The sequence below is a fragment of the Desulfitobacterium sp. genome, from assembly GCF_982384815.1.
The window spans coordinates 1-23,687 of record NZ_CEVWNY010000042.1; the positions used below are offsets into that span (position 1 = coordinate 1).

General features: G+C 46.5%; 17 protein-coding genes. 7 read left to right on the forward strand and 10 right to left on the reverse strand.

Features of this window, described 5'->3' with window-relative positions:
• Positions 1–89: 89 nt before the first annotated feature.
• From AC1U9U_RS08325 to AC1U9U_RS08365, 9 genes are all read right to left on the reverse strand, one after another.
• Positions 90–785, reverse strand: coding sequence for a GTP pyrophosphokinase (locus AC1U9U_RS08325; RefSeq protein ID WP_479960092.1), 696 nt, complete (start codon positions 783–785; stop codon positions 90–92).
• Between the two features lie 303 nt (positions 786–1,088).
• On the reverse strand, positions 1,089–1,784 hold the full coding sequence (locus AC1U9U_RS08330; protein ID WP_479960093.1) for a TorD/DmsD family molecular chaperone: 696 nt from the start codon (positions 1,782–1,784) through the stop codon (positions 1,089–1,091).
• 66 nt (positions 1,785–1,850) lie between these two features.
• Positions 1,851–2,735 carry a dimethyl sulfoxide reductase anchor subunit family protein gene (locus tag AC1U9U_RS08335; protein ID WP_479960108.1) on the reverse strand — a complete coding sequence of 295 codons (885 nt, stop codon included), beginning with the start codon at positions 2,733–2,735 and terminating at the stop codon, positions 1,851–1,853.
• 12 nt (positions 2,736–2,747) lie between these two features.
• Positions 2,748–3,326: a 4Fe-4S dicluster domain-containing protein gene (locus AC1U9U_RS08340; protein ID WP_479960094.1), complete on the reverse strand. Its 579-nt coding sequence runs from the start codon at positions 3,324–3,326 to the stop codon at positions 2,748–2,750.
• Between the two features lie 32 nt (positions 3,327–3,358).
• Complete coding sequence (locus AC1U9U_RS08345; RefSeq protein WP_479960095.1) at positions 3,359–6,070, reverse strand: molybdopterin-dependent oxidoreductase; 2,712 nt, start codon at positions 6,068–6,070, stop codon at positions 3,359–3,361.
• 312 nt (positions 6,071–6,382) lie between these two features.
• Positions 6,383–7,828, reverse strand: coding sequence for a sigma-54 interaction domain-containing protein (locus AC1U9U_RS08350; RefSeq protein WP_479960096.1), 1,446 nt, complete (start codon positions 7,826–7,828; stop codon positions 6,383–6,385).
• Between the two features lie 429 nt (positions 7,829–8,257).
• Entirely contained in the window at positions 8,258–9,010 is a 753-nt protein-coding gene (locus AC1U9U_RS08355; RefSeq protein ID WP_479960097.1) for a 4Fe-4S dicluster domain-containing protein, read from the reverse strand.
• The gene (locus AC1U9U_RS08360; RefSeq protein WP_479960098.1) at positions 9,007–11,490 is read right to left on the reverse strand and encodes a molybdopterin-containing oxidoreductase family protein; all 2,484 of its coding nucleotides are present in this window, start codon (positions 11,488–11,490) and stop codon (positions 9,007–9,009) included. The genes AC1U9U_RS08355 and AC1U9U_RS08360 overlap by 4 nt, the downstream gene beginning before the upstream one ends.
• A 312-nt stretch (positions 11,491–11,802) precedes the next feature.
• Positions 11,803–13,065, reverse strand: a complete 1,263-nt coding sequence (locus AC1U9U_RS08365; protein WP_479960099.1) for an MFS transporter — start codon at positions 13,063–13,065, stop codon at positions 11,803–11,805.
• A 324-nt stretch (positions 13,066–13,389) separates the two neighbouring features.
• Here AC1U9U_RS08365 and AC1U9U_RS08370 point away from each other — a divergent pair, with 324 nt between their 5' ends.
• Together AC1U9U_RS08370 and AC1U9U_RS08375 are read left to right on the forward strand one after the other, a co-directional pair.
• Entirely contained in the window at positions 13,390–14,832 is a 1,443-nt protein-coding gene (locus AC1U9U_RS08370) for a sigma-54 interaction domain-containing protein (protein WP_479960100.1), read from the forward strand.
• Between the two features lie 170 nt (positions 14,833–15,002).
• Positions 15,003–16,010 (forward strand): sigma-54 interaction domain-containing protein, encoded by a 1,008-nt coding sequence (locus tag AC1U9U_RS08375; RefSeq protein ID WP_479960101.1) that lies wholly within the window; start codon positions 15,003–15,005, stop codon positions 16,008–16,010.
• Between the two features lie 163 nt (positions 16,011–16,173).
• Here AC1U9U_RS08375 and AC1U9U_RS08380 read toward each other — a convergent pair whose 3' ends face one another.
• Complete coding sequence (locus AC1U9U_RS08380) at positions 16,174–17,418, reverse strand: MFS transporter (protein ID WP_479960102.1); 1,245 nt, start codon at positions 17,416–17,418, stop codon at positions 16,174–16,176.
• Between the two features lie 388 nt (positions 17,419–17,806).
• Between AC1U9U_RS08380 and AC1U9U_RS08385 the strand changes: the two genes are divergently transcribed.
• The 5 genes from AC1U9U_RS08385 to AC1U9U_RS08405 all read left to right on the forward strand — a co-directional run bounded on the left by AC1U9U_RS08385 (position 17,807) and on the right by AC1U9U_RS08405 (position 23,566).
• Positions 17,807–20,119, forward strand: coding sequence for a molybdopterin-containing oxidoreductase family protein (locus AC1U9U_RS08385; RefSeq protein WP_479960103.1), 2,313 nt, complete (start codon positions 17,807–17,809; stop codon positions 20,117–20,119).
• Between the two features lie 12 nt (positions 20,120–20,131).
• Entirely contained in the window at positions 20,132–20,701 is a 570-nt protein-coding gene (locus AC1U9U_RS08390; RefSeq protein ID WP_479960104.1) for a 4Fe-4S dicluster domain-containing protein, read from the forward strand.
• A gap of 13 nt (positions 20,702–20,714) precedes the next feature.
• On the forward strand, positions 20,715–21,542 hold the full coding sequence (locus tag AC1U9U_RS08395; RefSeq protein WP_479960105.1) for a dimethyl sulfoxide reductase anchor subunit family protein: 828 nt from the start codon (positions 20,715–20,717) through the stop codon (positions 21,540–21,542).
• A gap of 332 nt (positions 21,543–21,874) precedes the next feature.
• Entirely contained in the window at positions 21,875–22,501 is a 627-nt protein-coding gene (locus AC1U9U_RS08400; RefSeq protein ID WP_479960106.1) for a TetR/AcrR family transcriptional regulator, read from the forward strand.
• A 102-nt stretch (positions 22,502–22,603) separates the two neighbouring features.
• Positions 22,604–23,566 carry a cation:proton antiporter domain-containing protein gene (locus tag AC1U9U_RS08405; RefSeq protein WP_479960107.1) on the forward strand — a complete coding sequence of 321 codons (963 nt, stop codon included), beginning with the start codon at positions 22,604–22,606 and terminating at the stop codon, positions 23,564–23,566.
• The last annotated feature ends 121 nt before the right edge of the window (positions 23,567–23,687 follow it).

Genomic DNA, 23,687 nt, shown 5'->3' on the forward strand with positions numbered 1-23,687 from the left:
TTTTCTTTAACATAATCGTTCCCCCGCCGCATTTCGCAATGTGTATTATTTACGATAATGGCATCCGCCATTCGCAAAAGTGCGGAGACTTACTCCAATTTAGAATTCAGCCGAACATAAATGCTTTGCATTTTTTCGTCAATGGCAGTGATACTTTCCGCACACTCGGCAAGCTCCCGTTGCAAATCATTTTTTACCGGGACATCCGACTTATATTTGAGCCGATGTTCAAGACTTGCCCAAAAATCCATAGCAATGGTGCGAATTTGTACCTCTACCGGGACATTCCTTGTTCCCTCGGATAAAAACACAGGCACGGATACTACCAAATGCAAACTGCGGTAGCCGTTTGGTTTCGGGTTTTCTATATAGTCGGAACGCTTAATCAGCGTTATATCATCCTGCTTTAATAATAACTCCGCAATAGTGTAAATATCGCTTACGTAATAGCAAATAACGCGTATTCCCGCAATATCCGTAATATGCTCGGGCGCATGCTTCATATCCGGCGCAATGCCTTTCCGCAGCAGCTTTTCCCTGATACTTCGAGGCTGTTTTAATCTGCTCTCCATGTGATGAATGGGGTTGTGCGCAAACTTTACATGAAATTCGTCATCCAATATTTCAAGTTTTGCACTGACTTCTCGGATCGCAGCGCTGTAAACCTGCTGTATTACAACCATACTTTTTATAGTTTCTCGAATTTCATCTGCCGGGAGACTAAGAAGCTCGGCCCCAAACTTAAATTCATCAATATTGATTTTTGCTTTTCTCTCTACAATCAAGTTGTTCTACCGCCTTTCGTAGAAATATAGCTTCTTTTCCTTGCGTTTCATTGTATCTTCTCGAAGTTTAAATTACAGACCGCTTGGTCTATAATCGCCAGTATACCATAACCAGACCGGCCGGTCAATTCAAATACTTATTTCTGCAGCGCCTCCGCGGGCTCGGTGCGGATGAGTTTGAAGAGCAGTCGATTTTCATTCCTGATCGAAGTAAAAAAATCCGTGTTGAGGACTTTTCTCTTAACACGGATTTCATATTGTTTTTATTTTACAGAATGACGGCGATGAAGAGTAACTAGTGACCTAAACCTCAGATAAGCGAAGAACAAGTTCATCGATCACATCCCCATCGGTCCTGATTAATTGTTTGGTAAGCACTGCCATCTGCGGGTAGAAATAATGTGTTCTGGAATTTTGGATTTGCCCAGCGAACTGATCGAGCCAAACTAATAAATGCTTATCCAAAAAGGATCTCTGATCAACCAAAAGTTTCTTGACTTTTGCAAAGTTATCTTCTTCAAAACATTCCCTGGTCAATTTGGCTAGATGTGCCATGAAATCCAATTCCAAAGCAATATGGTCGTCTGCATCGTGGGGATAGTTGAACGGTAAAAAGTTATATTCTAAATAAGCCCGGCGCACGGCCAAAGTACTCTCTTGAAAAATGAGCCGTTCTTTTGTTCGATAAACTGATTCCCAAGGAGGCGCCGGTAATTTATTCGGACCGATCATTAAATAGGTATATTCAGTTTTCAACTTATCGGTTAACTCCTCTTGCTTGATTTGGAGCTCCTTCTTTACTCCATTTAAGAATTCTATGATAGAATCAAACTTAACATTTTCGCTTTCCATCAATTGGAGAGATTCTATCGTATGATCGGTTGTCACCGTTTTCAGGAGCTCTATACTGGGTTCGTTCCCGAAGATATACTGCAAAAGCTGATAAATATAATGCCTATTGGCGAGAATGATCGCAACTTCATCATTTTGTGTTTTCAATTTATACCACCCTTATCAGCGTTATCACCGAGAAAATCATTTTCTGTCATTGGGGAAGCAGGATATCTAATTTAATCCAACCCTTGAGATAATCATAACCGCGTAGAACATATATCGGCCCATAATCAGACCAATAAGAAGTGCCCCCGCAGCCAGCGGTAAAGAGAGTCCCGCTGAGATCGCTAAAGGATTTTCTGCAGCAGCTGCCGATTCCGATACCGCAATATTTCCCGGGGAAACTGCGCCGGCACTGCCTTTTATGGAAAAGAGCAGCCATCCTATGCCGGCCAGAATAAGGATCCATCTTACCGTCAGGACCAGGCTCATACCGCCAACTATACTGAGACTTTGCTGCGCTGCCAAGCCTGAGCCGGAACCAAGTTCAACATAGTAAACTATCATCGCTGCTATCTGGATGCCAATCGCCAGGCCTGCCAAGGTAACGGCAAACTTAGCCTTGCCGGCTGCTTCACTGCGGCCTAAAAGCAGGAAGAGTACCGCTCCCATAGCAATCGTCGTCGTATAAAATTCGATATAGGTGGCACTGTATTGCCAGGCAGGAATACTTGAGGAATAATAAACGGAGGCCATCATATACACATCAATTAAGCCAAAGACGGCGGCAAGGGCGGTCACTGCTTTAACTGCCTGCTTGGCCTCAGGTTTAAATAAAATCAACAAAGCGGCAATTACAGCTAATCCGGTAAATATTGCTGTAAACCAGATTTCCCGGCTCAACCAAGAACTTGCAAAATGCGCCAGGGCATTGTAGGCACGGAGAGGATGGCCTAAATGCAGAAGTGAAGCAAGTAGACCCAGGATAGCCAGTCCCCCTGCTGTAACTACGGGTAGTTTAAAGGTTCCCTCCTCATTCAGGAGCTTGGCAATAGCCACAAAAACAATGATCCCAATCGCCGCCTCAACAGCAATGGTAAATATCAACAATGCCATTTCTTCCACAGCTTACACCTCCGTTTCCTTATATTTAGGATCATGAGCACTGGCCTTCGGCTTAACCAATAAGGAGGGGTTGGTGATCTTCGACGGGGGTAAAATAGGTAATTCTTTGACTAATCCAGTGCCGTACTTGGCGGCAAGCTGATCCAAATCCCCGAAATCCAAGATGCGCATGATACAGGCATCTACACAGGCCGGATTTTCGCCGACATCACGAAGATCCTTACAACTGTCACATTTTCTTACTATTCCGCTTTCTTCAATAAACTGGGGATTCCCATAGGGACAATTCCAGATACAATATTTGCAGCCTATGCATTTCTTGTCATCATGCTGTACCGTTCCGTCTTCCGCAATATACATAGCACCGGTGGGACATCCCTCCACACATTTCGGTTTTTCGCAGTGATTACAGGTACCGGAATAATGATAGAATCCCGGTTTGGGAAACTTACCGCTTTCAAAACTTCTTACATGACGAAACAAAATTCCCACATCCAAATTGTTTTTATCCTTACAGGCAATTTGGCAGGCACGGCAGCCAATGCAAGAGGTCATATCAAAGTAAAATCCTTTTCTTGCCATTTTGCTTCTCCCTTCTTCTTTCGAAATTATTGCTAAAAAATGGTCTTGATCGGCTCATGCTCGTGCTTTGGCAAAGGTTTGCCGGTGTACTTCTCCATATTTACCAAAGTGGAATTATAAGCATCCACAGCCTGACCGACTGCCGCCGAGGAGGTAAGGGTATTGTCATGTCCGCCTCTGTCGATCCCCGTCTCAGGATCTATATCCACCCATGCACCATGGGGCAGGCCTAAAGTTCCGGGTATCAGCCTTTCTGTTACACAGGCCCGGCGGATGGTCTTCCCGTAAGCACTGGTTAGTAAAACGGTATCTCCATCTACAAATCCTTTTTCCATAGCATCTTGGGAGCTGATATAGACCGGATTTTGAAAAGCTTCCCGCAACCAGGGAACCTGGTTCATTGTAGAGTGCTGCCGGCCCATGTAATGGGGATTAATAACCTGATAAGGGTATTCACCTTTGACCTTGTTTTTAAAATCACTGAAAGTTGCTTCATATCCTTGCAGTGGAACAATGTAAGTGGGATACGGTTTAATAACGCTATAACCCATTGCATTAAATACCTCGGCAAGTTTCTTGCTGTAAATCTCAATTTTGCCGCTTTCCGTAGTCGGTATAGGATTGGCTGCCGGGTCATCTCTGAACTCTTTCATCGGTATATAGACGTACGCATCATCCGGCTTTCTGGGCACTTGATAGCAGCCTCTTTCTTTCAGTTCTTTAACGGTTAGCCTGCCAACCTGAGGTTGAAGGAGCGAATCATCGCCTATCTTTTCACAATACTTCTTCAGATTTTCCAAACCATATTCGTTAATGTCTTCTTGGGTAATCGTAACCATCGGTTCGATCCCGCCCTTTTCGTTACACACTCTTGATTCATGCATATGAACGAATTCCTGCTCTATACGGGGAATGGGGAACAGATCCTCATCCTTAAATCCAAGGCGCTTCGCAACCTCTTTGACGATCCATTGATCATCCTTCGCTTCAAAAATCGGCTCCATTATCTGAAAGTAGTAGAATACCGCTTCCTTATTGTGGTACCAAAACTCTGCCTGCCCGCCCGGTCTTTCCCAGGGAGTAATTGCCGGCAGAACAATGTCCGCATATTGGGCTGTCGGCGTGAAATTAATATCCTGACGTATAATCGTGTCGACAGTGCCTTCTCTCAGCGCTTTAATGGCTTGATTAACATTCGGATTGCAATTAACAACGTTGTCAAAACTACTGATCAGCATTTTAATTTCAATTTTTCGTTGTTTGGGCGGTGTAAGCTCATCAAACAAACCATTACCGAAGTCTTTCCATTCGCCTTTGAGCAGAGCGTTGTTCCACATTTCCTTGCATTCAACCACAGGAATATCCTCATGCTTAATCGGACTGCCGTTGCGGGGATCCGCAAACTCGCCGCTGTGAGCTGAATATAAGTCATACCAGTCTTTACCACTCATAGCAATATCCGGCCCGCCGTTAAATCCTCTGATAAAGTTGCCGATGCCGGTCATATGCCCTGATTTGCCGATATGCCCGGTCATAGCCCCTATGGTCATAAACAGCTGGGGCAAACTATCGGTATTAAAGGTACGGGATGGTGCATAACCGGTAATCAAGGCAACTTTTCGTTCTTTGCCAATCATCAGGGCAAACTGTTTGATCACATTAGGATCCACCCCGCAAATTTCATAAGCCCATTCAGGATTCTTGGGTATCCCGTCATACGTGCCTAAAATATAGTCTTTGAAGTTTTCTTTCGGATCAACTCCCTCAGGTAAATGATCAGCATCGAACCCAATCGTGCACCGTTCCAGGAAGTCCCAGTCAATTAACGGGTTGGTTACAGGGTCGTCTTCAGTTATGAGCGTATAGGCTATAGCAAAAAGCATGGCCATGTCGGTGCCGGGCCGGATGGGAATCCACTCCGCATCCATTGTGTTATAGGTATCGTTGAACATGGGATCGATCCCAATAAATTTCGCGCCGGCCTCCTTGACTGATTTTAACCAATAGGTGGGATTCCCGCCGGAACTCCAGGCCGGGTTTACTCCCCATAGCACAACGAGATCGGAATTGCGCAGATCAAAACGGTCACTGCATGTTGATATTGCATCATAGCCGGAGCCAATAAACCTTGCGCCGTTTTGCCAAGTGCCATAGGAAGCCGTCATATATTGAACGGTGCATCCGCCCATCAAATTCATCAGGTTAATGACATCTGTTTTCATGGAATCCGTAGCTAAAACCGATGTACACCCATAGTTATCAACAATGCGTTTGATTTCCGCGGCTACATAATCCAGCGCTTCGTCCCAGGAAATCCGTACCCATTCATCACGACCGCGCAAAGATTTATCGCCGCCGCCATTGGGCTCCCAATGCTTACGCTTCATGGGGTATTTAAGTCTGTCCGCACCTAAGATGTGTTTCCGTTGAGAACGCCCTCTTAGACATCCTCTCTGCTGCGGAAAGTCCGGGCTGTCGGGATGACTGTCGTCTGTTTTTTGCCTTACGACAATTCCATCAACAACTAAAGCTTTATTGACACATCGACCACCACAATCAACCCAGCAAGCGGCGGGAATCCATTTGCCCTTGTCCGCAGTCGCAGCTGTAGTTGTTCCTTCAGCCAGAGTTGCTAAACTGTTGCCGCAACCAACCAAGCTGAGGCTTGCAGCAGTTGCGGTGCTGGCTTTTATAAAATTTCTACGGCTGATCTGCTTTTCAGAAACTTTTTGAATAAAACCCATACCTTTTCTCTCCTTCTTTCATGAATTTTCGGATTTAATCAACTCACAATTATTTATTGCAACTTTCATGCCAGCATCCTAATTTGTATAAAATTCGGGTCTATTCGATCCTACAAGGTGCCTTTTTCTCTGGATTTTAAAGATATCTGTTATTTTTATAATGTTAATAAATCATTTTGATTGTCATACCCACCTATAAAGCCCCTATAGTGAATGAGTTTTCATTCACTATAGGGGCTTTCCTTAGAGATCAAGCAGTACTCAAATTTAATGCATGCATGAATTTTAACGCATCAAAAGTATTCGGTTGTTTTATTCGGGTCTCTTAATATTAAAATGACGCATTTTCTGTTGAAGATTTTGCCTTAGTAACCCAAATTCCGCGGCCGTTTTTGACACATTCCAATTATTCTTCTGTAATGCATCCAGAATAACCTGTTTTTGAATAGTCCACATTATTTCTTTTAATGTCCCCGCATTTTCGCCAATATTGGGGATTTCGTTTTTTCGTGATAATAGTCTTTGTTTATGATGAGGCGGAATATGCTTCATTTTTATCTGTTCATCGTTACTGACGATAAAGCTGAATGCGCTTTCTATGACGCTACGTAATTCTCTTACATTGCCTGGCCAGTAATAATTTTGAAAGACCTCGGACACTTCTTCGGCTAATTCTTTGATTTTAACTCCGTATTTTTTATTGAATTCTTTAATAAAATGATGGGCTAAAATCGGAATGTCCAGATCTCTTTCCCGCAAGGGAGGTATGTTGATCGCAATCGTTGCCAGCCGGTACAGCAAGTCAGGCCGAACTATGCTCTCCTTGGACTGATTAAACAGGTCTTGGTTAGACGAGCTGATGATTCGGCAGTTAATCTTGATTTCCTTATCACTGCCAATCCTACGTACCCTCTTTTCTTGGAGAGCACGCAATAATTTGGGCTGTAAATTCATCGACATGGAATTAATCTCATCCAAAAAAATCGTACCGTCTTCGGCCTGTTCGAACAACCCCGGATGATCAGTTGCCCCAGTGAACGCCCCTTTTACTGTTCCGAATAATAAGGCTTCCATAAGGCTATCCGGAATTGCCGCACAGTTTATGGGAACGAACGGCCCTTGATTAAAGGAACTCGCATTATGAATCCCCTGAGCAATCAGTTCTTTACCCGCACCGGTTTCTCCGATTATTAAAACAGGCAAATCGTTGGCGGCAACCTTACGTGATATTTCGAGAAGTTCAACCATTTTGGGACTGGACCCTATGATGTCATCCAGAAAATTTCTTGCGCCATTCCCTCCATTTCCGTTTGCGTCAAGAACATGTTGCTTTTTGACCTCTAATGTTCGTATTATAAATTTCTCGATTTGTTTCACATCACGTCCGATACTATAAATTGCCGCAAGCTTTCCTTTATAAAAAAAGGGGAATGTGCTAACGATCAGATTGATTCTTTTGCCATTAGGCAAAACGTAATTGAAATTCTCTTCACGGAGCGGGTTGTTAGTACATTTCACCCTGTTTTCAAAGGATTGAAAGTTATGTTCTTTAAACAGGGAGTATATATCATTTTCTTTTCTGCCCAAAACAATTTCATGATTAAGTTCATCCATTTCCTCTACTACTTTGTTAAATAATATGATTTCATCATTTTCATTAATAGCGAAAATTCCTTCATGACTATGATCAATAACTTCTTTTAAAAGTGCATTCTCGAACTCGAGAGCCTCAATCCTTTCATCTCTAGGATCTACCATTTTAAAATCACTCCTTTGCATAGAATGCCTAATACAAAAATAATATAAAATTATTAAGATAACAACCCAAAATAAGTATTTGAATCAATATGGCCCTAAAATAGCCCAAAAAATATTTTTATTTTCTCAGAAAAGAATAATTTACGGAAAAACTGCTGCTCTTGTAAATAAATCAGAAGTGGCTTAAGCTGTTGTTGATAAAAACATACTTAGGTGGCGATACAAAATCAAAGAGTATCATTTATCCAGGCCGAAATAAACAGGATCCGAACAAAAAGCAGATGGCCTTGTCTCAACTTTCGTTGATTCAAGACCATCTGCTTCCTTTATTTTTCCCCAAGAAGGTTCTGAAAAAATCACTACTTACCCTATATCGTTTGGGGTAGCTTTGCTCAATTCCTCCGCTGCTTCATGTTCCATTCCAATTTATCAACCAATATCGTTCCGAGTAGCCCTCAGCAGATCATCCTGACTCTCGTGCTTCATTACCAACCTTGAACGGCCGGGCACACTTCTCTCATCAAACCCAAGGACCACTTCATGGGCCTCATCGAATAGTGGGGTCAGATCCCCCCGCTGCCTATTGAGCTCGATCGCCTTTTGTGCGTCGTAGGGGAAGAGTTTTATCTTGTTCGCGCCGGGCTTGAATACGTACGACGGCCTGGCCTCCGCCCCGCTGGGCATCCCCTCCAGAGCATCAAGCTCCCCATACTTGGCACGCAGCTCCTCGATCGGCCCAAAGTCAAAGGCACGTATGGGGCAAGAAATGGCACACATCGGCTGCTTCCCCTGGTCAAGACGATCGACGCACATCGTACACTTGCTCATCTTGGTGCCGGGCACGTCGTCGGCAAACTTCGGAGCTCCGTAAGGGCATGCATCATAGCACGTGCGGCAGCCCCGGCACTTCGATTGATCGACAAGAACCGCTCCGTACTTTTCTTCCTTAAAGATCGCGCCGTTCGGGCAAGCTTTTAGGCAAAGAGGGTTCTCGCAGTGCCCGCATGAGAAAGCCAGCGTCCGGATGCGGACATCGGGAAAACTACCCGTCTCCCACTCGTAAACCGTCATCCACTTCTCGGGGCCCGGGGATATCTCGTTCCAGTCCTTGCATGCCACGCTGCAGGCTTGGCATGCATAGCACCGACTTTGATCAAAAAAGAATCCATATTGCGTCATCATTTCTCACCTCCGATTTTCTGAACTTCCACCAGCCCGGCCGTGAACAAGGCACCGACGATGTGAGGGGCATGGGTATCGCCGATCAAAAGATTACAGGCACCGCGGGTATCAATGCCATAAGGCATAAGGTCGGAAGTTTCCTCGCTGGGCGTATACCAGGCGCCATGATGGATGGCGGCTGTTCCAGGCGCTGTTCTGGAAGTTACATAGGCCGGCATATGAATTTCGCCGAATTCGTTGAAGACCCTCACCACTTCGCCATCTTCTATGCCGCGCCGCTTGGCGTCGACGTGACTAACCCAAACCGCATGACGATAACACTCATCTCTGAGAATAGGGTTATTGTCGTTGCATGAGTGCTGCCGATAGGTCGACACCGGGGTCACCAAGGACAGCGGGTATTGCTCTGTTTTCGGATGATAGAAGCTGTCGTTTGCCGGTCCGTCCATATAAGAAGGCTCCCAGCAAGGCATCGGATCGATTTTTCCGCGATAGCGCGTTTGCGTCATGTCGTTTTGCTCGACATACCAGGAAGAGAATTCGGCCTTCCCGGAAGGCGTCTCGAACAGGTTCTCCCCCGCTTCCACCTTGTTCTTATAGGGGTAAAACGGCGTGTCGATGGGAATACGGACCACCGGCTCCTTCAGAAACTCCTCCCATGGCTTCGGTTTGACCCCCCAATATTCGAGCAAGCCATAGCTGTCCAAGGCCCATTCTTCATAGGCCTCCTGGTACAATGCCTTGACAGCATCGTCGAATTTTTCATAAGGAACATCGGCTAACCGTGGATTGTATTGCTCGACAATACCCAGCTTTTTCGCGATCTGGACATACACCCACAGCTTTGAGCGTACCTCGCCAGGGGGGTCGCAGACTTTGTCGCAGAACAGAAAGTAATTCCTCATGCCGTTGGGGCCGCTTAGGAACCTCTCATTCCCGTTCATAAGATGAGCGGTGGTTTCAAACATGTCGACAGCACCCGGGAGCACGATGTCCAAAAACTCTAAAGTCGGTTGGTTCTTATGCCACTGCCATCCCCAATTGAATTCGTTGGCGGCCATAGCCTCCATGCGTTTGTTGGTGTGGTGGTGGTTGTTGACGTAGTTGTCTTCCACGATGCACATATGGATGTTCGGAAGAGGGGCGCCGGGAGGCGAGCCGATGGATTGACGATATTCCTCTTCGGTGATCTCCCCTTTGTCGAATTTACGGCGGCCAAGGATTGCTTCGGCGTTCTTCTGGATGTTATGCGTGACCGGGGGATCGTACGTTGCCGGGGCCTTCTCCCAATTCACCGCAGGCATAGGCAGCCTTGGCTGCGTTATCAAGCTGCACCCTGTCTCGCATCCTCCCGGTATGCTGAGATTGCCGGTCATTACCTGCAGGAGCATCGCCGCAGACGCGGAATATTCCCCGAGATGGCGTTTGGCGGGAGCGTAATAGAACTGGAAATGAACCGGCTTGCTTTCAGCATACAACCGCGCAAAACCATAGATCGTTTCAGCGGGAACCGCCGTAATCGACTCAGCCCATTCCGGAGTTTTTGGCTGCCCGTCAGTCTCGCCGAGGATGAAAGCCCGGTATTTCTCGAAACCAACAGGCTCGGCCCATTTCTCTACGTATTCATGATCGTAAAGATCCTCGTTGTACAGAACATAGGTTATGGCCATGAGCATGGCAACATCGGTTCCAGGCCGAATTGGAATCCATTGGTCGGCAAGCACTTCTGCGCTTGCCGTGTAGCGGGGATCCACGACGACCACCTTGCACCCGCGCTCACGCGCCAATTTCATATAGTAGGAAACAGGCCCGAACCAGCCAACCATCGGATCAATGCCCCATAGCACGATCACTTTCGAGTTGAACAGATCGGGTGCCTCAAAGCCAACGCAGATGTCGCTCTCGCCTGTGACCAGGGCTTTGATCATGTCGAATCCCAAATGGAATTTCTCGCCGGGCGTAGAACCTGAGCATGAGCTGTCACCCCAGGCCTTCACCCCGGCCCCAAACCATGGAGCCAAAACGAAACCACACAATTCGAAGCAATCATCCTCGGTGTGGGTCAGGAAATAAGGTCCGTACTTCTCTTTGAACTCGATAAGCTTATCAGCAATCGTATCGATCGCCTCTTCCCAGGAGATTCGCTCAAAATGTCCTTTCCCGTGTCCTTTTTCTCCGACACGCTTCATAGGGTAAAGGATTCGCGAAGGCGCGTTGATTTCTTCCTTCCAGCCATGCCCCATCGGACAGGCCCGCATCTGGACCATGCCTTGCCATTGCGCCTCTTCCCCTACATCTTCGCGAACAGAACCTGGATTTACGGTATCATCCGGTGTTATGGAAATCAGCTTTCCATCCTTTACCTGACAACGGAGTATACAGCACGAATCCCAGCAACCATTTTGCATACAGCAGGTAAACTTATCTTCAGTACCCTCGTGCCTGCGGCTGAGTTCATTAACGATTTCTTCTCTCCGCATATCCTTGACGCCTCCTCACTTTTTTTCATCGTTTTTGATCCGACATCCCCTACGGGTATTTTCACCTTGATGCTGCTCCAAAAAGTCTTTCAAGACCTTTTCTTTGCTCATTCCGATTATTCTCCTCCCTTTTCTTCTTTTTTCAAATCTGTTTCAACTTTACGCAAATCGCTTTTGCACTGCTTGCATAAGCCGGCACTCGGCGGATTAACCATGCCGCATTGAGGGCATTTTTTGGGCTTGCTTGTCGTTGGTGGCCTGAAACACATAGCCTACTCCCCTTTCAACTTTACTTTAAATGTATTTTTTCTTTTAGCAGGTGGACTGTTTTTCAGGCGCCCTGGTTTTGATCAGGAAGCACAGCAACCCTCCTAGCAACGCTAAGATAGCGATGGGAATCGAACACGCGTCCCAGCTATTATATATTTCAACCAGATACCCCACCACAATCGGCCCCAGCGTCATGCCGACGTTTTGGCCTAAGGTCACGACCGCGATGATCATAGAGGCATAGGATGCTTTGGGAATTGTATCGGGGCCAATCGTATATAAGCTCGTGGGAACAAGACAGCAGAGAAAACCGACAAGGATCATCAGGAACGTCGCTGAACCCACACTGGTAACCTTGAAGGCGAAAAAGTAACAGGCAGCAAGGGCAAGCATGGTAAAAGCCGGCAACAGCTTCCTTCTTGAGATGCCGATTTTATCCATAACCAGCCCGGCAACCAGAGTCCCCGGTACGCCGGCGATAGCGTTCCAGCTCACCGCCAGATTGGCCGAGGCCTGACTGATATTGACATCTTCGACCAGATAGGTCGGCAAGTAGGTTGTAATGCCGTAATACCCTATGTTAAAGCCGATAAAGGTCAAGGAGACAAACCAGAGGGAAGGGTTTTTCAGCAATACGGCATAATCGATTTTTTCCGCCGGCCGACCCGTCTGCTCTCCTTCAAAAGCGGGTTCATCCTCTTTCTTCGGAATCAAGAAATAAGCCGCGAAAATGCTGATAATACTCATAATATTGCCGAACCACCATACTCCCTGCCATTGGAAGGCTTTGGTAATCGGAACGGCAGCATTCATCATCGTAAAGACCGCCAATGTGAAAAGTGCCATGATGATACCATTGGGAACTCCTCTTTTTTCAGGAGGAAAAAAGGTGGAAATGATGGCCAGCGAAACAACGCTGACAAGGCCGAGACCTACTCCCTCCAACGACCGGCCGATCATCATAACACCAAAAGACGTGGCAAACGTTCCGACCAGAGAACCAATAAAGGTCACGGCGGCGGTTAAGACCGTTGCCCACCTACACCCCAGCTTTATTACCACAAAGCCGGTAGGGATAGCTAAAATAAGCCCAAGCAGACTCATAATCGACATCAGCCAGCCTGCTTGAGAGACTGTCAGATGGAGGGCTTCCGATAGATCGATCAGGATGGGCGGCACCTTGTATTGGCAGGCAGCGTTGACAAAGTAAATAACACCGCCACCCAAAAATGCCAACCAGGCTTTGCGAGGGTTATAAGTATTTTTATTCATACGCGACTCCCTTTCTTTTTCTACCTGCATCATTTAAAAAAACCGGATACCCGGAAACCAATTCATCCCATCACCTGCCTTTCCGCAGCCAGGAGCGGGGCGCCCCGTCCCTTGCCCTTATTTTCCTTTCTCTTCTAAAAGCTAGTGCAAAAACTATGCCACCTGTTTTTATGGTCACCGGAAAGAGAAAAAACCCACTATCCCAAGGGGATTTTCCTCTTTGCGTACGTCCTATTGGGCAGTTTGGACGGTAAACGAATGAATATTTTTCTTTCATGAATATTTTTGACCGACCTTGATAACCAGTGAATCATATATTATAGTTATTGTGAATTAACAGACAATGGAGGTGTCGTTATGATCCATACATTGGAGCAGCTTGAAAGACAAAACGCTCTGCTCTGCGCTATCCTTGATGAATTGGAAGAAGGTATTTACGCTATTGATGAAAACGAGACTATTGTTCTGTATAATCGGGCCATGGAGCGCAATGAGCATATGGAGCGCAAGAACGTCATCGGGCGCAAGGAAACTGAGGTTTACAACAGGCTGGACGGCGGAGCCTTCAACCGGTCCTTTGCTCAAAAGATTTTCAAAGACAGAAAAGCAATCTCCTCCTATTTTGGCTGGGACATGCCCGGCAACAAGCGAATGGATAGCATCATAAATGCCTATCCGTTCTTTTATAAGGAGAAATTCGCCGGTATGTATATGATTGGTTTAAGCATGGATTATCTGAACAAGCAAATCAACCGATTCAGAGAACAACAAAAATATGTCCTATCCTACTCCCCCAGGCGCCGACCCGGCAACGGCCTCCACTATACTCTGGATGATATTGTAACCCGAAACTCCGGCATGCAGGAGGCCATAAACCTTGCCAGAAGATTTGCCACCTCCGATTCACCGTTTATGATCATCGGCGCTACCGGCACCGGTAAAGAACTTTTTGCTCAGGGCATCCATTATGCCGGAACTCATTCTAACGGTCCCTTTGTCCCCATCAACTGTGCGGCCATACCGGAAAATTTATTCGAAAGCATCCTCTTTGGCACGGTGAAGGGGGCATTTACCGGGGCCTCCGAAATGCCCGGCCTTTTTGAGCAGGCGGAAAACGGCACCTTATTTTTGGATGAGATCAACTCCATGCCCGCCTTCCTGCAGGCGAAGCTTCTGCGCGTCATCCAGGAAAAAAAAGTTCGCCGTCTCGGCAGTTCCCAGGAGAGGGCTACCAATTGCCGTATTCTCAGCGCCAGCAATATTGATCCGTTTGCGACCCAAAATTCTGTTAATAATTTTCGTTCGGATCTTTTTTTTCGTTTAGCTACGATTGCAATTAAGCTGCCTCCCCTTAAGGATCGGCCCGAAGATATCCTGCCTCTGACTGAGCACTTTATTGAGTGCTATAATGCGAAAAACAACACCTGCGTCCGGGGGCTTTCCCCGGAGACCCAAGCCGCTTTTCTCCAATACAAATGGCCGGGCAACGTCAGAGAGTTGAGGATTTTCATCGAAAGCGCCATGAATTTCATTGGTGAAAACGATACCATGCTCAATATGACCCACATCCCCTCCTATTATCGCGAGCATCTCCAGCAGCCGCGCAAATCGACTTATATCCTCCCCGAACCCGGCTCGACCCTGCGGGAGACCCTAAAGAAGCTGGAAAGGGAGATTATCTTGGAAACCTTGGAAAGCAATCAATGGAACATCACTAAATCCGCTCAAGTCTTGGGGATATTGCGCCAAAATCTCAACCATAAGATCAAGGAGTTCGATCTATCACGATTGCCAAAATAAAGAGCGGGGCTTTCTCCTTATGTGTACTCACTTCGGCTTCCAAGAACTTTTTGCGTGATTCCGATCTGTCAACGGATTGACCCAAGGAGGAAAATAATTATATTATCCTGGGTTTTTCGTTCTTTGGCACAAGAATTGCAAAAGATAAAGGTCAGGGAGGCGAAGTATTTATGGGTTATACGGAAAGAATCGATCGGCAGTTATTCAATAAGAAGCAGCAATCCTTTAAGAAGCGGCAATCCTTTTATTCCTTTGAAGATATTATTGGCACAAGTCCAGCTCTAAAACAATCAATCAGCTTCGCCCAACGGGTCGCCGATTCAGGGCACTCTATCTTATTAAACGGCGAAAGCGGTACAGGCAAAGAGCTATTTGCTCAGGCCATCCATAACCATGCTTGCCCGGAAGGCCCTTTTGTGGCTATCAATTGTGCCGCCATTCCCAGGAGTTTAATCGAAAGCGAATTGTTCGGCTATGAAGGAGGCGCTTTCACCGGAGCCAATAAAAACGGCCAACCGGGTAAAATCGAGGCCGCTAACGGGGGCACTTTGTTTCTGGATGAAATCGGCGATATGCCCTTGGAGGTCCAACCGGTTTTATTGCGGGTGCTGGAAGATAAAAAGATCGTCAGGATCAGCAGCTACAAAGATATTCCGGTAAACTTTCGCCTGATTACGGCCACAAATCGGAATCTCCTCCAGATGGTCAAGGAAAAAAAGTTTCGCAATGACCTTTTTTATCGTTTGTCCGTCTTTAAAGTCCACATTCTTCCACTCAGAGACCGCACCGGGGACATCCTTCCCCTTGCTCATTATTTTATTGAACAAATCTGCAGCCAAATACACCGCCCTATCCCCAGGCTGACTGCGGAAGCCTGCGCGGCACTTTTAGACTATTCATGGCCCGGCAATATCAGGCAGTTAAAGAACTCTATGCTCCATGCCGTTTATATGGCGGAAACGGGGGTCATAAAGGTTGGCGATCTCCCGGATGAAATCAAAGAGCATGGCTCCCTCCACGATAGCGCAAACATGTTTTCGTTGGAGGAAATGGAGAAAAGAACTATAACCCAGGCCTTGTCTCAAGGTTACAATAAAGATGAAGCAGCTCACATGCTGGGCATATCCAAAACAACATTGTATAGGAAAATCAAAGAATACGGTATTGTGCTGCCCTGAGCGTCAACTCATGAGCTGGAAAATAAGAAAGACGGCTTCCGGCAATGTGCCGCCCGAAGCCGTCTTTTTAAAAGAAAATAACGGAAGAGACTTTACGACCGTCCCCTTATTTTTGCTTACCAGGTGTTTGAAGGATACTCCTTTAGACGGTGACATGCTTAGCCTATTTTGTCGGCGCCTCTTCTTTCAGGAAAGCAGGTATGATCAGATTCAGAATGGCGATCAGGATGGCGGAAACGAAGAAACCGGCTGTGTAGGTGCCGGCCATGTCCTTGAAAGCGCCTACGATAAGCGGGAATAAGCTGCCCCCGATGAGGAAGCCGCAGGCCAGAATAAAGCCGTTGGCCGTACCGACATTTCTGGTGCCGACTTCATCAGCCGCCCAAATGTAGACCTGGGGAGAACCGATATAAGAAGCAAACCCGCCAATAGGCAGTAAAATAGCCATAAGGAGATAATGCCCGGTGGAAACGGCGTAGACCAGTAAAAAAAAGGCTAGGGTCATCAGGGCTCCCGCTACCAATACCAATGGTTTTCTTCTTCCCATCTTATCGGAAACCGTACCGGAGGCGACTGCACCAAGGATTCCGGCAAAGGGCCACAGGGCGGCGATCAAACCGCCGATACTGGCCGACCATCCCTGTTCCACCAGAATCGTCGGAACCCAATACAAGGCGACACTATAACTACCGATATACCCGATAATATAGCAAGCAGGAATAATGACATTTTTTCTGAAAATGATTTTAAAGAAACTGTCCCCGGAGGCTGATTCCGGGTTCTTTTTCATGGCTTCTTTTTCCACATTGAAGCTGGGATGATCTTTTAACTTAAAAAAACAAAGAATACAAACCGCCGCAACGACTATGGAACCGACAATATTCCCTGTGCGCCAGCCAAGGGCTGTCATGAGAAAACCAAAAACATATAGGCCGAACATGGCGCCGAGGCCGTCGGAAGAAAGCAGGCAGCCTATGCCGAGACCTTTCTTATCTGAGTCGTCAAACCACCGAATAGCCAAGGCCATGGTGCCCGCATAAATGGGTGTAACCCCTAGGCCGATAATGATCCGGCTGCCGAGCATGACACCATAATTCGGGGAAAGTGCAAAAATTAGTTCGCCGACAGCTAAGATCAGTAGAGACAAGGTGATGGCTTTGGCCGGACTCCATTTATCAACCAAAACCCCGCCAAATAAAACAACGACGCCGGATATGAGGGCGGTAAGCGAAGAGAGCAGCGAGGCTTGGGTATAATTGATATTCATGTCGACCATGATCTCCGTGAGTGCCGGAGAATATGCCGCATAAGGAAGATTGAGCACAACGCTGGTCAGAATCACTAAGCCAAGAGCCACCCATTTTCCGCTAGCCTTTACATTGCTTACTTCAAGAGCATTTCTTTTCATGAATTCAGTTTCCTCCTTTAATATCCGTATATTTGCCAGAAGATTACCCTATCCCCCTTTGTACTTATTTTCTTAAACTAAATGCAAATAATGTGCCATAGAAGGATATACTTCGGATAAGGAAAAAACCGACCGTTTACAAGGCTTAAGGCAAAGATCCAGACTCCCTCTCTCCTTCTTAATTCTAAAAAAATCGAATGAATTATTTTCACTGAAAAAATTGCATTCATTCATTTCCGGTTTTTTATCTTTTTTATGCCCAAATTGGGCAAAATTCCAGTCTAAATTGGCCTTCTCCGGGAACCAAAAGATGGCACGAATTTTGCAAAACTAACTACTTGACTCATATCTTTAAAAATTACTACTAAAAAAAGAGGAGGTTAAGTAATTGGTTGACCAAACAAAGCAAATTTATCGGCAAGAGCCACTCGTTACTAAAGCAGGGGAAAAGGTTGTCCCTACCCTCTGCTCAGTTAATTGCGAAAACAAATGCCGCCATTTGGTGCATGTCAAGGATGGCAAAATTGTACGCATCACGCCGGGGGAAATCCGCGGGGTACCGGGTTGGGCCAATGTATGCTTACGCGGGAATTCCTTGCCGTTCCGCGCTCAAAGCAATGACCGGGTAAAATACCCTATGAAAAGAGTAGGAGCCCGCGGCGAGGGTAAATTTGAACGGATTTCCTGGGATGAAGCCTTTGAGCTTCTTGCCCGGAAGTTCCGGGAAATTCAAGGGAAGTACGGACCCAAGTCCGCGGGGTTCGTGTATATGACCGGCAACCAAACCAAACTAGCCTGGGAGTCTATCGAACGCTTTTCCAAATGCTGCGGCGGTACGATCTTCACGCTGGAAGCTCTGATGTCCGACCATGGCGCCAGTATGGGCGATGAGCTGGTTTACGGCAAAATGCGCGGGGGCAATGATGTCCGGGATTATATTAATTCCAAGCTCTTGATTCTCTGGGGCAAAAATTTGGCGGCGACCCAGCTTCAGGATATGCGCTGGATCTTTAAAGCCAAGGAAGCCGGCTGTAAGGTGATCTCGATCGATCCACGCCATACGCAGACCGCCGCCATTGCCGATCAATGGATCCCGATCCGCCCGGCAACAGATAGTGCTCTGGCCCTCGGTATGATCCGGGTGATTGTGGGTAAGGAGCTTCATGATAAGGAGTGGCTGAAAAAGTACAGCTGTGCTCCGTTGCTTATTAACGAGAGTACCGGAAAGTACCTTCGCCTGAATGGGCAGTATGCGGTTTGGGATACAAACTCCTCCGCCGCCCGGCCTAAAGATACGGAAGGAGTCTCCCCGGCCTTGTCGGGTACGTTTACGGTCAACGGTTTAAAATGCCGCACGGCTTTTGATCATCTTATGGATCAGGTCAATGACTACACCCTGGCGAAAACTTCCTCAATCACGGGGGTGCCGGAAGATATCATTGAACAGCTGGCCGTGGAATACGCTACCGCCAAACCGGCGGCCATCCTTAATTCTCAGGGCACACAGCGTATTTGGAATTCTTTCACACCCTTCCGAGCCACTGCCACCCTCGGCGCCATCTGCGGGAACATCGGCAAATCCGGCGGCGGCGTTTCCCACGGTGTAGGTTGGGGGGAAGGCGGTTTGGGCGACGGCACCGCAACTGAAGATGAGCCTTGGGATTTTACCGACTGGAACGACGCGGTTCCTGAGGCCAACTGGCAGCATGGAAGCAAGCTCTACGAACAAATTGAAACAGAAAAACCCTATCCGATCAAATTGGCTTGGGTCGCCACCTTTAATTGGTTAAATCAGGGACCGGACGCCAACCGGGTGATCAAGAATGTTTTCCCTAAATTAGATTTCATTGTTTACGTAGATCCTTATATGACGTGGACGTCAAAATATGCGGATTTGCTGCTGCCCTGCACTACTTTTTATGAAAACTGGGATCTGTTTGTCAAGCTGCCCTGGATATTCCTTCAGCAGCCGATCATCGAGCCGGTCGGGGAAAGCAAATCCGATACCCAAATCTTCACCGGACTGGCGAAGCACTTGGGCTTGGAAAAATACTGGACCCGCACCGATAAAGAATGGGTTCATGATCTGCTGAATACCCCCAAAATGCGGGAGCTGGGCTTTAACTGGAAGGATTTTGTCCGGGAAGGCCAGTGGGCATCCAATAAAACAAACTTCATCCCGCCCATTGACTGGGAAGAGGGCAAAGGGTATTTGACTCCCACCGAGCGGTTTGAATTCTACAGTGAAAAGCTGGTGGAAGTGGGCCATCAGATTCCAAAATGGACCCCGCCCCACGATGATCCTAATGGGCCACTCGCCAAAAAGTATCCTTTAGTATGCATTCAATTTCACGATCTCTACACCGTTCACTCCCAGCATACCCCCAATTCCCCGATCAAGGTAGTCCGCAAGGAGGCGTGGATAGAGATCAATCCTGTCGACGCCCAAAAACGGGGCATTAAGCATCAGGATACGGTCCGGGTCTTTAACGACCGGGGCGAATGCAAGCTGAAGGCCTTTGTCACGGAAGGAATCTACCCCGGGGTCACGGCGATCCCGAATGGTTGGACCCCCGATTATTATGTATCCGGACATCTGAATAACCTGACCTATCATGAGATCAATCCCATCGAAGAAGAGCATATCAGCGAATCCAATACGACCTTCTATGATATTTTGGTTGAAATCGAAAAGGCTTAAGGAGATGGAATAATGACTGTGAAACGCTATGGCATGGTGATCGACTTGCGGCGTTGTTTTGGCTGCCAAACCTGTACGGTAGGTTGTTACGTCTGGAATTCCCTGCCGAAGGAGATCATTTGGACCCATGTGGAATCTCCGGGTAGTAAAAATGTGTTTCAGCCCACCGGAAAATTCCCTAATGTCAATCTTTCATTTTTGCCGCTTCTTTGCAACCATTGCGAAGACCCCGCTTGTGTAAAGAACTGCCCTTCCAAAGCCATGCATAAACGCGAAGACGGTATTGTGCTGGTGGATCAGGATCGCTGTGTGGGATGCGGCTATTGCGAATGGTCCTGCCCTTACGGAGCCCCCGTGCTGGATCCTGTCAAAAAGGTCATGAGCAAATGCACCCTTTGTGTCGATCGTGTTGAGGCGGGCAGCATTCCCTACTGCGTTGCTGATTGCCCAGGTAAGGCCCGGGTTTTCGGGGATTTGAACGACCCTGACAGTGAAGTATCCAAACTGGTCGCCAGTCGGAAGGGACGCCCACTTTGCCCTGAAAACGGTACCGGGCCGTCCATCTATTACGTTGGACCTTGAGGAGGGAGAAAGCATGAAAAAAATACCTGTTTCCTTACTTGTTTTCACTATTTTGAGCGGTTTGAGCGCCGGGACCTATATTTGCCTAAATCTGATTGCCGTTCTATCCCCACAGGACTATTTGCTTGCTTTGGAAAAACCGCTGACGATTGCTTGTCTGATCTTGATGGGATTAAGCCTTCTCTCTTCTGCAACCCATCTTGGTCAACCGTTCCGCTTTGCCAATGCTTTGGCAAACCCGCGTTCCATGATCGCGCAGGAGGGATATTGGGCCCCGCTGTTTACCGCTGTGCTTTTTCTCGCTTCCCTTGTCGTGCTTTCCAATACGGAGCCTTGGCTATGGCTGCGTATGGTCGGGAGTCTTATGGCGCTCATGCTTCTGATCGTTACCTCCCTGGTCTATGTAAAAGCCAAGGGGGTCCCCGCCTGGAATGACGGCGGTACAATTTTCGCCTTTCTGTTCAGTGCTTTATTGATGGGAAGTATCGTTTGCGCGGCCTGGCTATATACCGGCGAAGAATGGGGGCAAGCCTTCCCAATCAGTGCCACCCTCGTCCTGATCTTCATGGCTTTTCGAGCAATTACCGCAATTGCAACTGAAGTGCATATTTCTATCCTTGCGGACGGCTGGGATATTCCAGCGTTGACCGGAATGAATGCAGCCGGCTGGATCATTGGCCTTATCATCCCCTTGCTCTGTATCTTTATCCTGCTTGAGGGCTCCGCATCCTGGGTACTGGGGATTTTGGCTGCCTTTGCCGTGATCGTAGGTGAAATAATCTCCCGAATTACATTTTTCCGGCGAGGTATCCACAAAAAAACAAACAGCAGTATGTGGTGATATTTATTAAAATGAACAAACCTTCTGTCTCCGGTGGATGGAGAAATCGACGGCATATCCGTAAACAGTTCAAATATATATTGAACGTCGCAAGCGAAGGATTTCTCTAATGAGTACCCCGATTTTCTAAAGGCTGAAAATCGGGGTTTACTTTTAAGGCAACGCTAATGGTTCCATCATCTACTAATAGGTACAAGGTATTCACTTATTTTCGAATTTAAGGTATAGAAGTTACGAAAGTTTACAAAGATAACATTGACTGGTCGGTCGGTTTATGATACGCTAGCAATTACAGACCAAGTGGTCTGTAATATTGACTGTGGGGCGATACCATGAAACGCAAGGAAAAAAACTTGCAAAGCAGGCAAAGAATACTTGAAGGCGCATTAAAAGAATTTTCCGCAAAAAGCTATGCGGAGGCGTCACTTAACAACATCTGTAATGACAACGATATTTCAAAGGGCATCATTTACCATTATTTCAAAGACAAAGATGAGCTGTACTTACTGTGCGTCAAAGAGTGTTTTGATGCACTGACTTCATATTTATCCGAAGCGGTTGAAACCCTTAACGGAGGTGTTGAAGAACATCTGCGAGGGTACTTCGACGCGAGGCTCCGCTTCTTTAGTGATAACCCGCTATACCTGAATCTATTCTGCAATGCCATATTAAATCCGCCGCTGCATCTGCTCAATGCCATTAACAAGCTAAAGAGCGATTTTGATAAGCTTAATATTTCCGTTTTGACGGAGCTTCTTGAGCGGGTATCTCTACGTCCCGGTATAACCGTAGCGGAGGTAGTGGAAGATTTCCGCGCCTATCAGGATTTCTTCAATATCCATTACCTATCCATGCACCAAAGCCGTTCAACCGAAAACATTCTGCGTGATCATGAGGAAAGATGTCACCGTCAGCTAAAAATGCTGTTATATGGTGTAATAGGATTGGCTTTACCTTGAGGATCATGGATATTTATCAGCGAGAAATCGTTGGCTGGTAGGCGGACAAGCAAATGATCAAAGCCTTAGTTCTTAAGGCTTTGGCGAATAGGAGGAGAAGCGATGATCATTCCGGATCTTTTGTCTTTGGCGATTACAGTCTTCGTCGCAATTCTGATTGGAAAATTACTATCAAAAATTAAACTGCCGGCAATTATCGGATGGCTAATTACCGGTATGGCATTAGGTCCCCATGCTATCGGTATCCTTGATCAAGCGATCCTTGACCAAAGATGGTATCAGAGCTTAATGCGCATAATGGAATGTTCCTTTGGCATCATGATTGGTGCCAGGTTAATCTGGAATCAAATCCGGAAGTCCGGAAAACAAATATTTATTACAACATTAACCCAATCATTAGGAACATTTCTTTTCGTATCCCTACTGTTTGGCATCGTATTTCACATACTTGATCTTCCCTTATATATCGCCACAATATTTGGGGGGATTGCTTTGGCAACAGCACCGGCACCGGCCTTATCGATTGTGAACGAGTATGGAACAGACGGTCCTGTGACAAAGATGCTCATTCCTATGGCGGCCCTTGATAATCTATTAGCAGTTGTCGTATTCTTTTCTGTCATGGCTTTCGTTTCTGCAAATGTTTCAACACAAAAACTACCATTCTATATGATCCTGTTAGTGTTAGTATTACCTATTATTATTGGTATTGTAGTAGGTTTAGCAGCCGGATTCGTTCTAAAAAAGGAGCTACCCAACGGAAAAACCGTATTGCTTTTATTTAGTTTTATTCTTGTAGCTTCCGGAGTTGGTTTCCTTTTTGATTATTTAATTTTACCAAAACCTGTATTAATCTTTATGTTAATTGGTATAGCCTTTTCTGCAACCTTTGCCAATATGGTTTCTGAAGAACGATTGGAAAAGATTATGAATGCCTACCACCCTATTTTGGGAATTAGTATCATTCTAGCAATTTTGAACTTAGGTGCTCCTTTAGATTACCATTTAATATTAGGAGCGGGATTGTTTACCATAATTTATATCTTAGGGGTTGCTGAACGGTGAATAAATTCGTTTAAAAATCCAATCTAGCCACCCCAAAATACGCTCTGAAAATTTTGAGCAAAAGAATCCGGAGCCTGCGCTCCAGGTTCATTACCAAGAGTTGCATAGCTATAACTGTCTC

Excerpts from the sequence above, each read along its gene's own strand:
- AC1U9U_RS08365 (WP_479960099.1), bottom strand. The coding sequence starts at position 13,065 with ATGATGCAGGTAGAAAAAGAAAGGGAGTCGCGTATGAATAAAAATACT.
- AC1U9U_RS08375 (WP_479960101.1), top strand. The coding sequence starts at position 15,003 with ATGGGTTATACGGAAAGAATCGATCGGCAGTTATTCAATAAGAAGCAG.
- AC1U9U_RS08370 (WP_479960100.1), top strand. The coding sequence starts at position 13,390 with ATGATCCATACATTGGAGCAGCTTGAAAGACAAAACGCTCTGCTCTGC.
- AC1U9U_RS08360 (WP_479960098.1), bottom strand. The coding sequence starts at position 11,490 with ATGCGGAGAGAAGAAATCGTTAATGAACTCAGCCGCAGGCACGAGGGT.
- AC1U9U_RS08400 (WP_479960106.1), top strand. The coding sequence starts at position 21,875 with ATGAAACGCAAGGAAAAAAACTTGCAAAGCAGGCAAAGAATACTTGAA.
- AC1U9U_RS08340 (WP_479960094.1), bottom strand. The coding sequence starts at position 3,326 with ATGGCAAGAAAAGGATTTTACTTTGATATGACCTCTTGCATTGGCTGC.
- AC1U9U_RS08350 (WP_479960096.1), bottom strand. The coding sequence starts at position 7,828 with ATGGTAGATCCTAGAGATGAAAGGATTGAGGCTCTCGAGTTCGAGAAT.
- AC1U9U_RS08390 (WP_479960104.1), top strand. The coding sequence starts at position 20,132 with ATGACTGTGAAACGCTATGGCATGGTGATCGACTTGCGGCGTTGTTTT.
- AC1U9U_RS08335 (WP_479960108.1), bottom strand. The coding sequence starts at position 2,735 with ATGGCATTGTTGATATTTACCATTGCTGTTGAGGCGGCGATTGGGATC.
- AC1U9U_RS08395 (WP_479960105.1), top strand. The coding sequence starts at position 20,715 with ATGAAAAAAATACCTGTTTCCTTACTTGTTTTCACTATTTTGAGCGGT.
- AC1U9U_RS08355 (WP_479960097.1), bottom strand. The coding sequence starts at position 9,010 with ATGATGACGCAATATGGATTCTTTTTTGATCAAAGTCGGTGCTATGCA.
- AC1U9U_RS08405 (WP_479960107.1), top strand. The coding sequence starts at position 22,604 with ATGATCATTCCGGATCTTTTGTCTTTGGCGATTACAGTCTTCGTCGCA.
- AC1U9U_RS08345 (WP_479960095.1), bottom strand. The coding sequence starts at position 6,070 with ATGGGTTTTATTCAAAAAGTTTCTGAAAAGCAGATCAGCCGTAGAAAT.
- AC1U9U_RS08380 (WP_479960102.1), bottom strand. The coding sequence starts at position 17,418 with ATGAAAAGAAATGCTCTTGAAGTAAGCAATGTAAAGGCTAGCGGAAAA.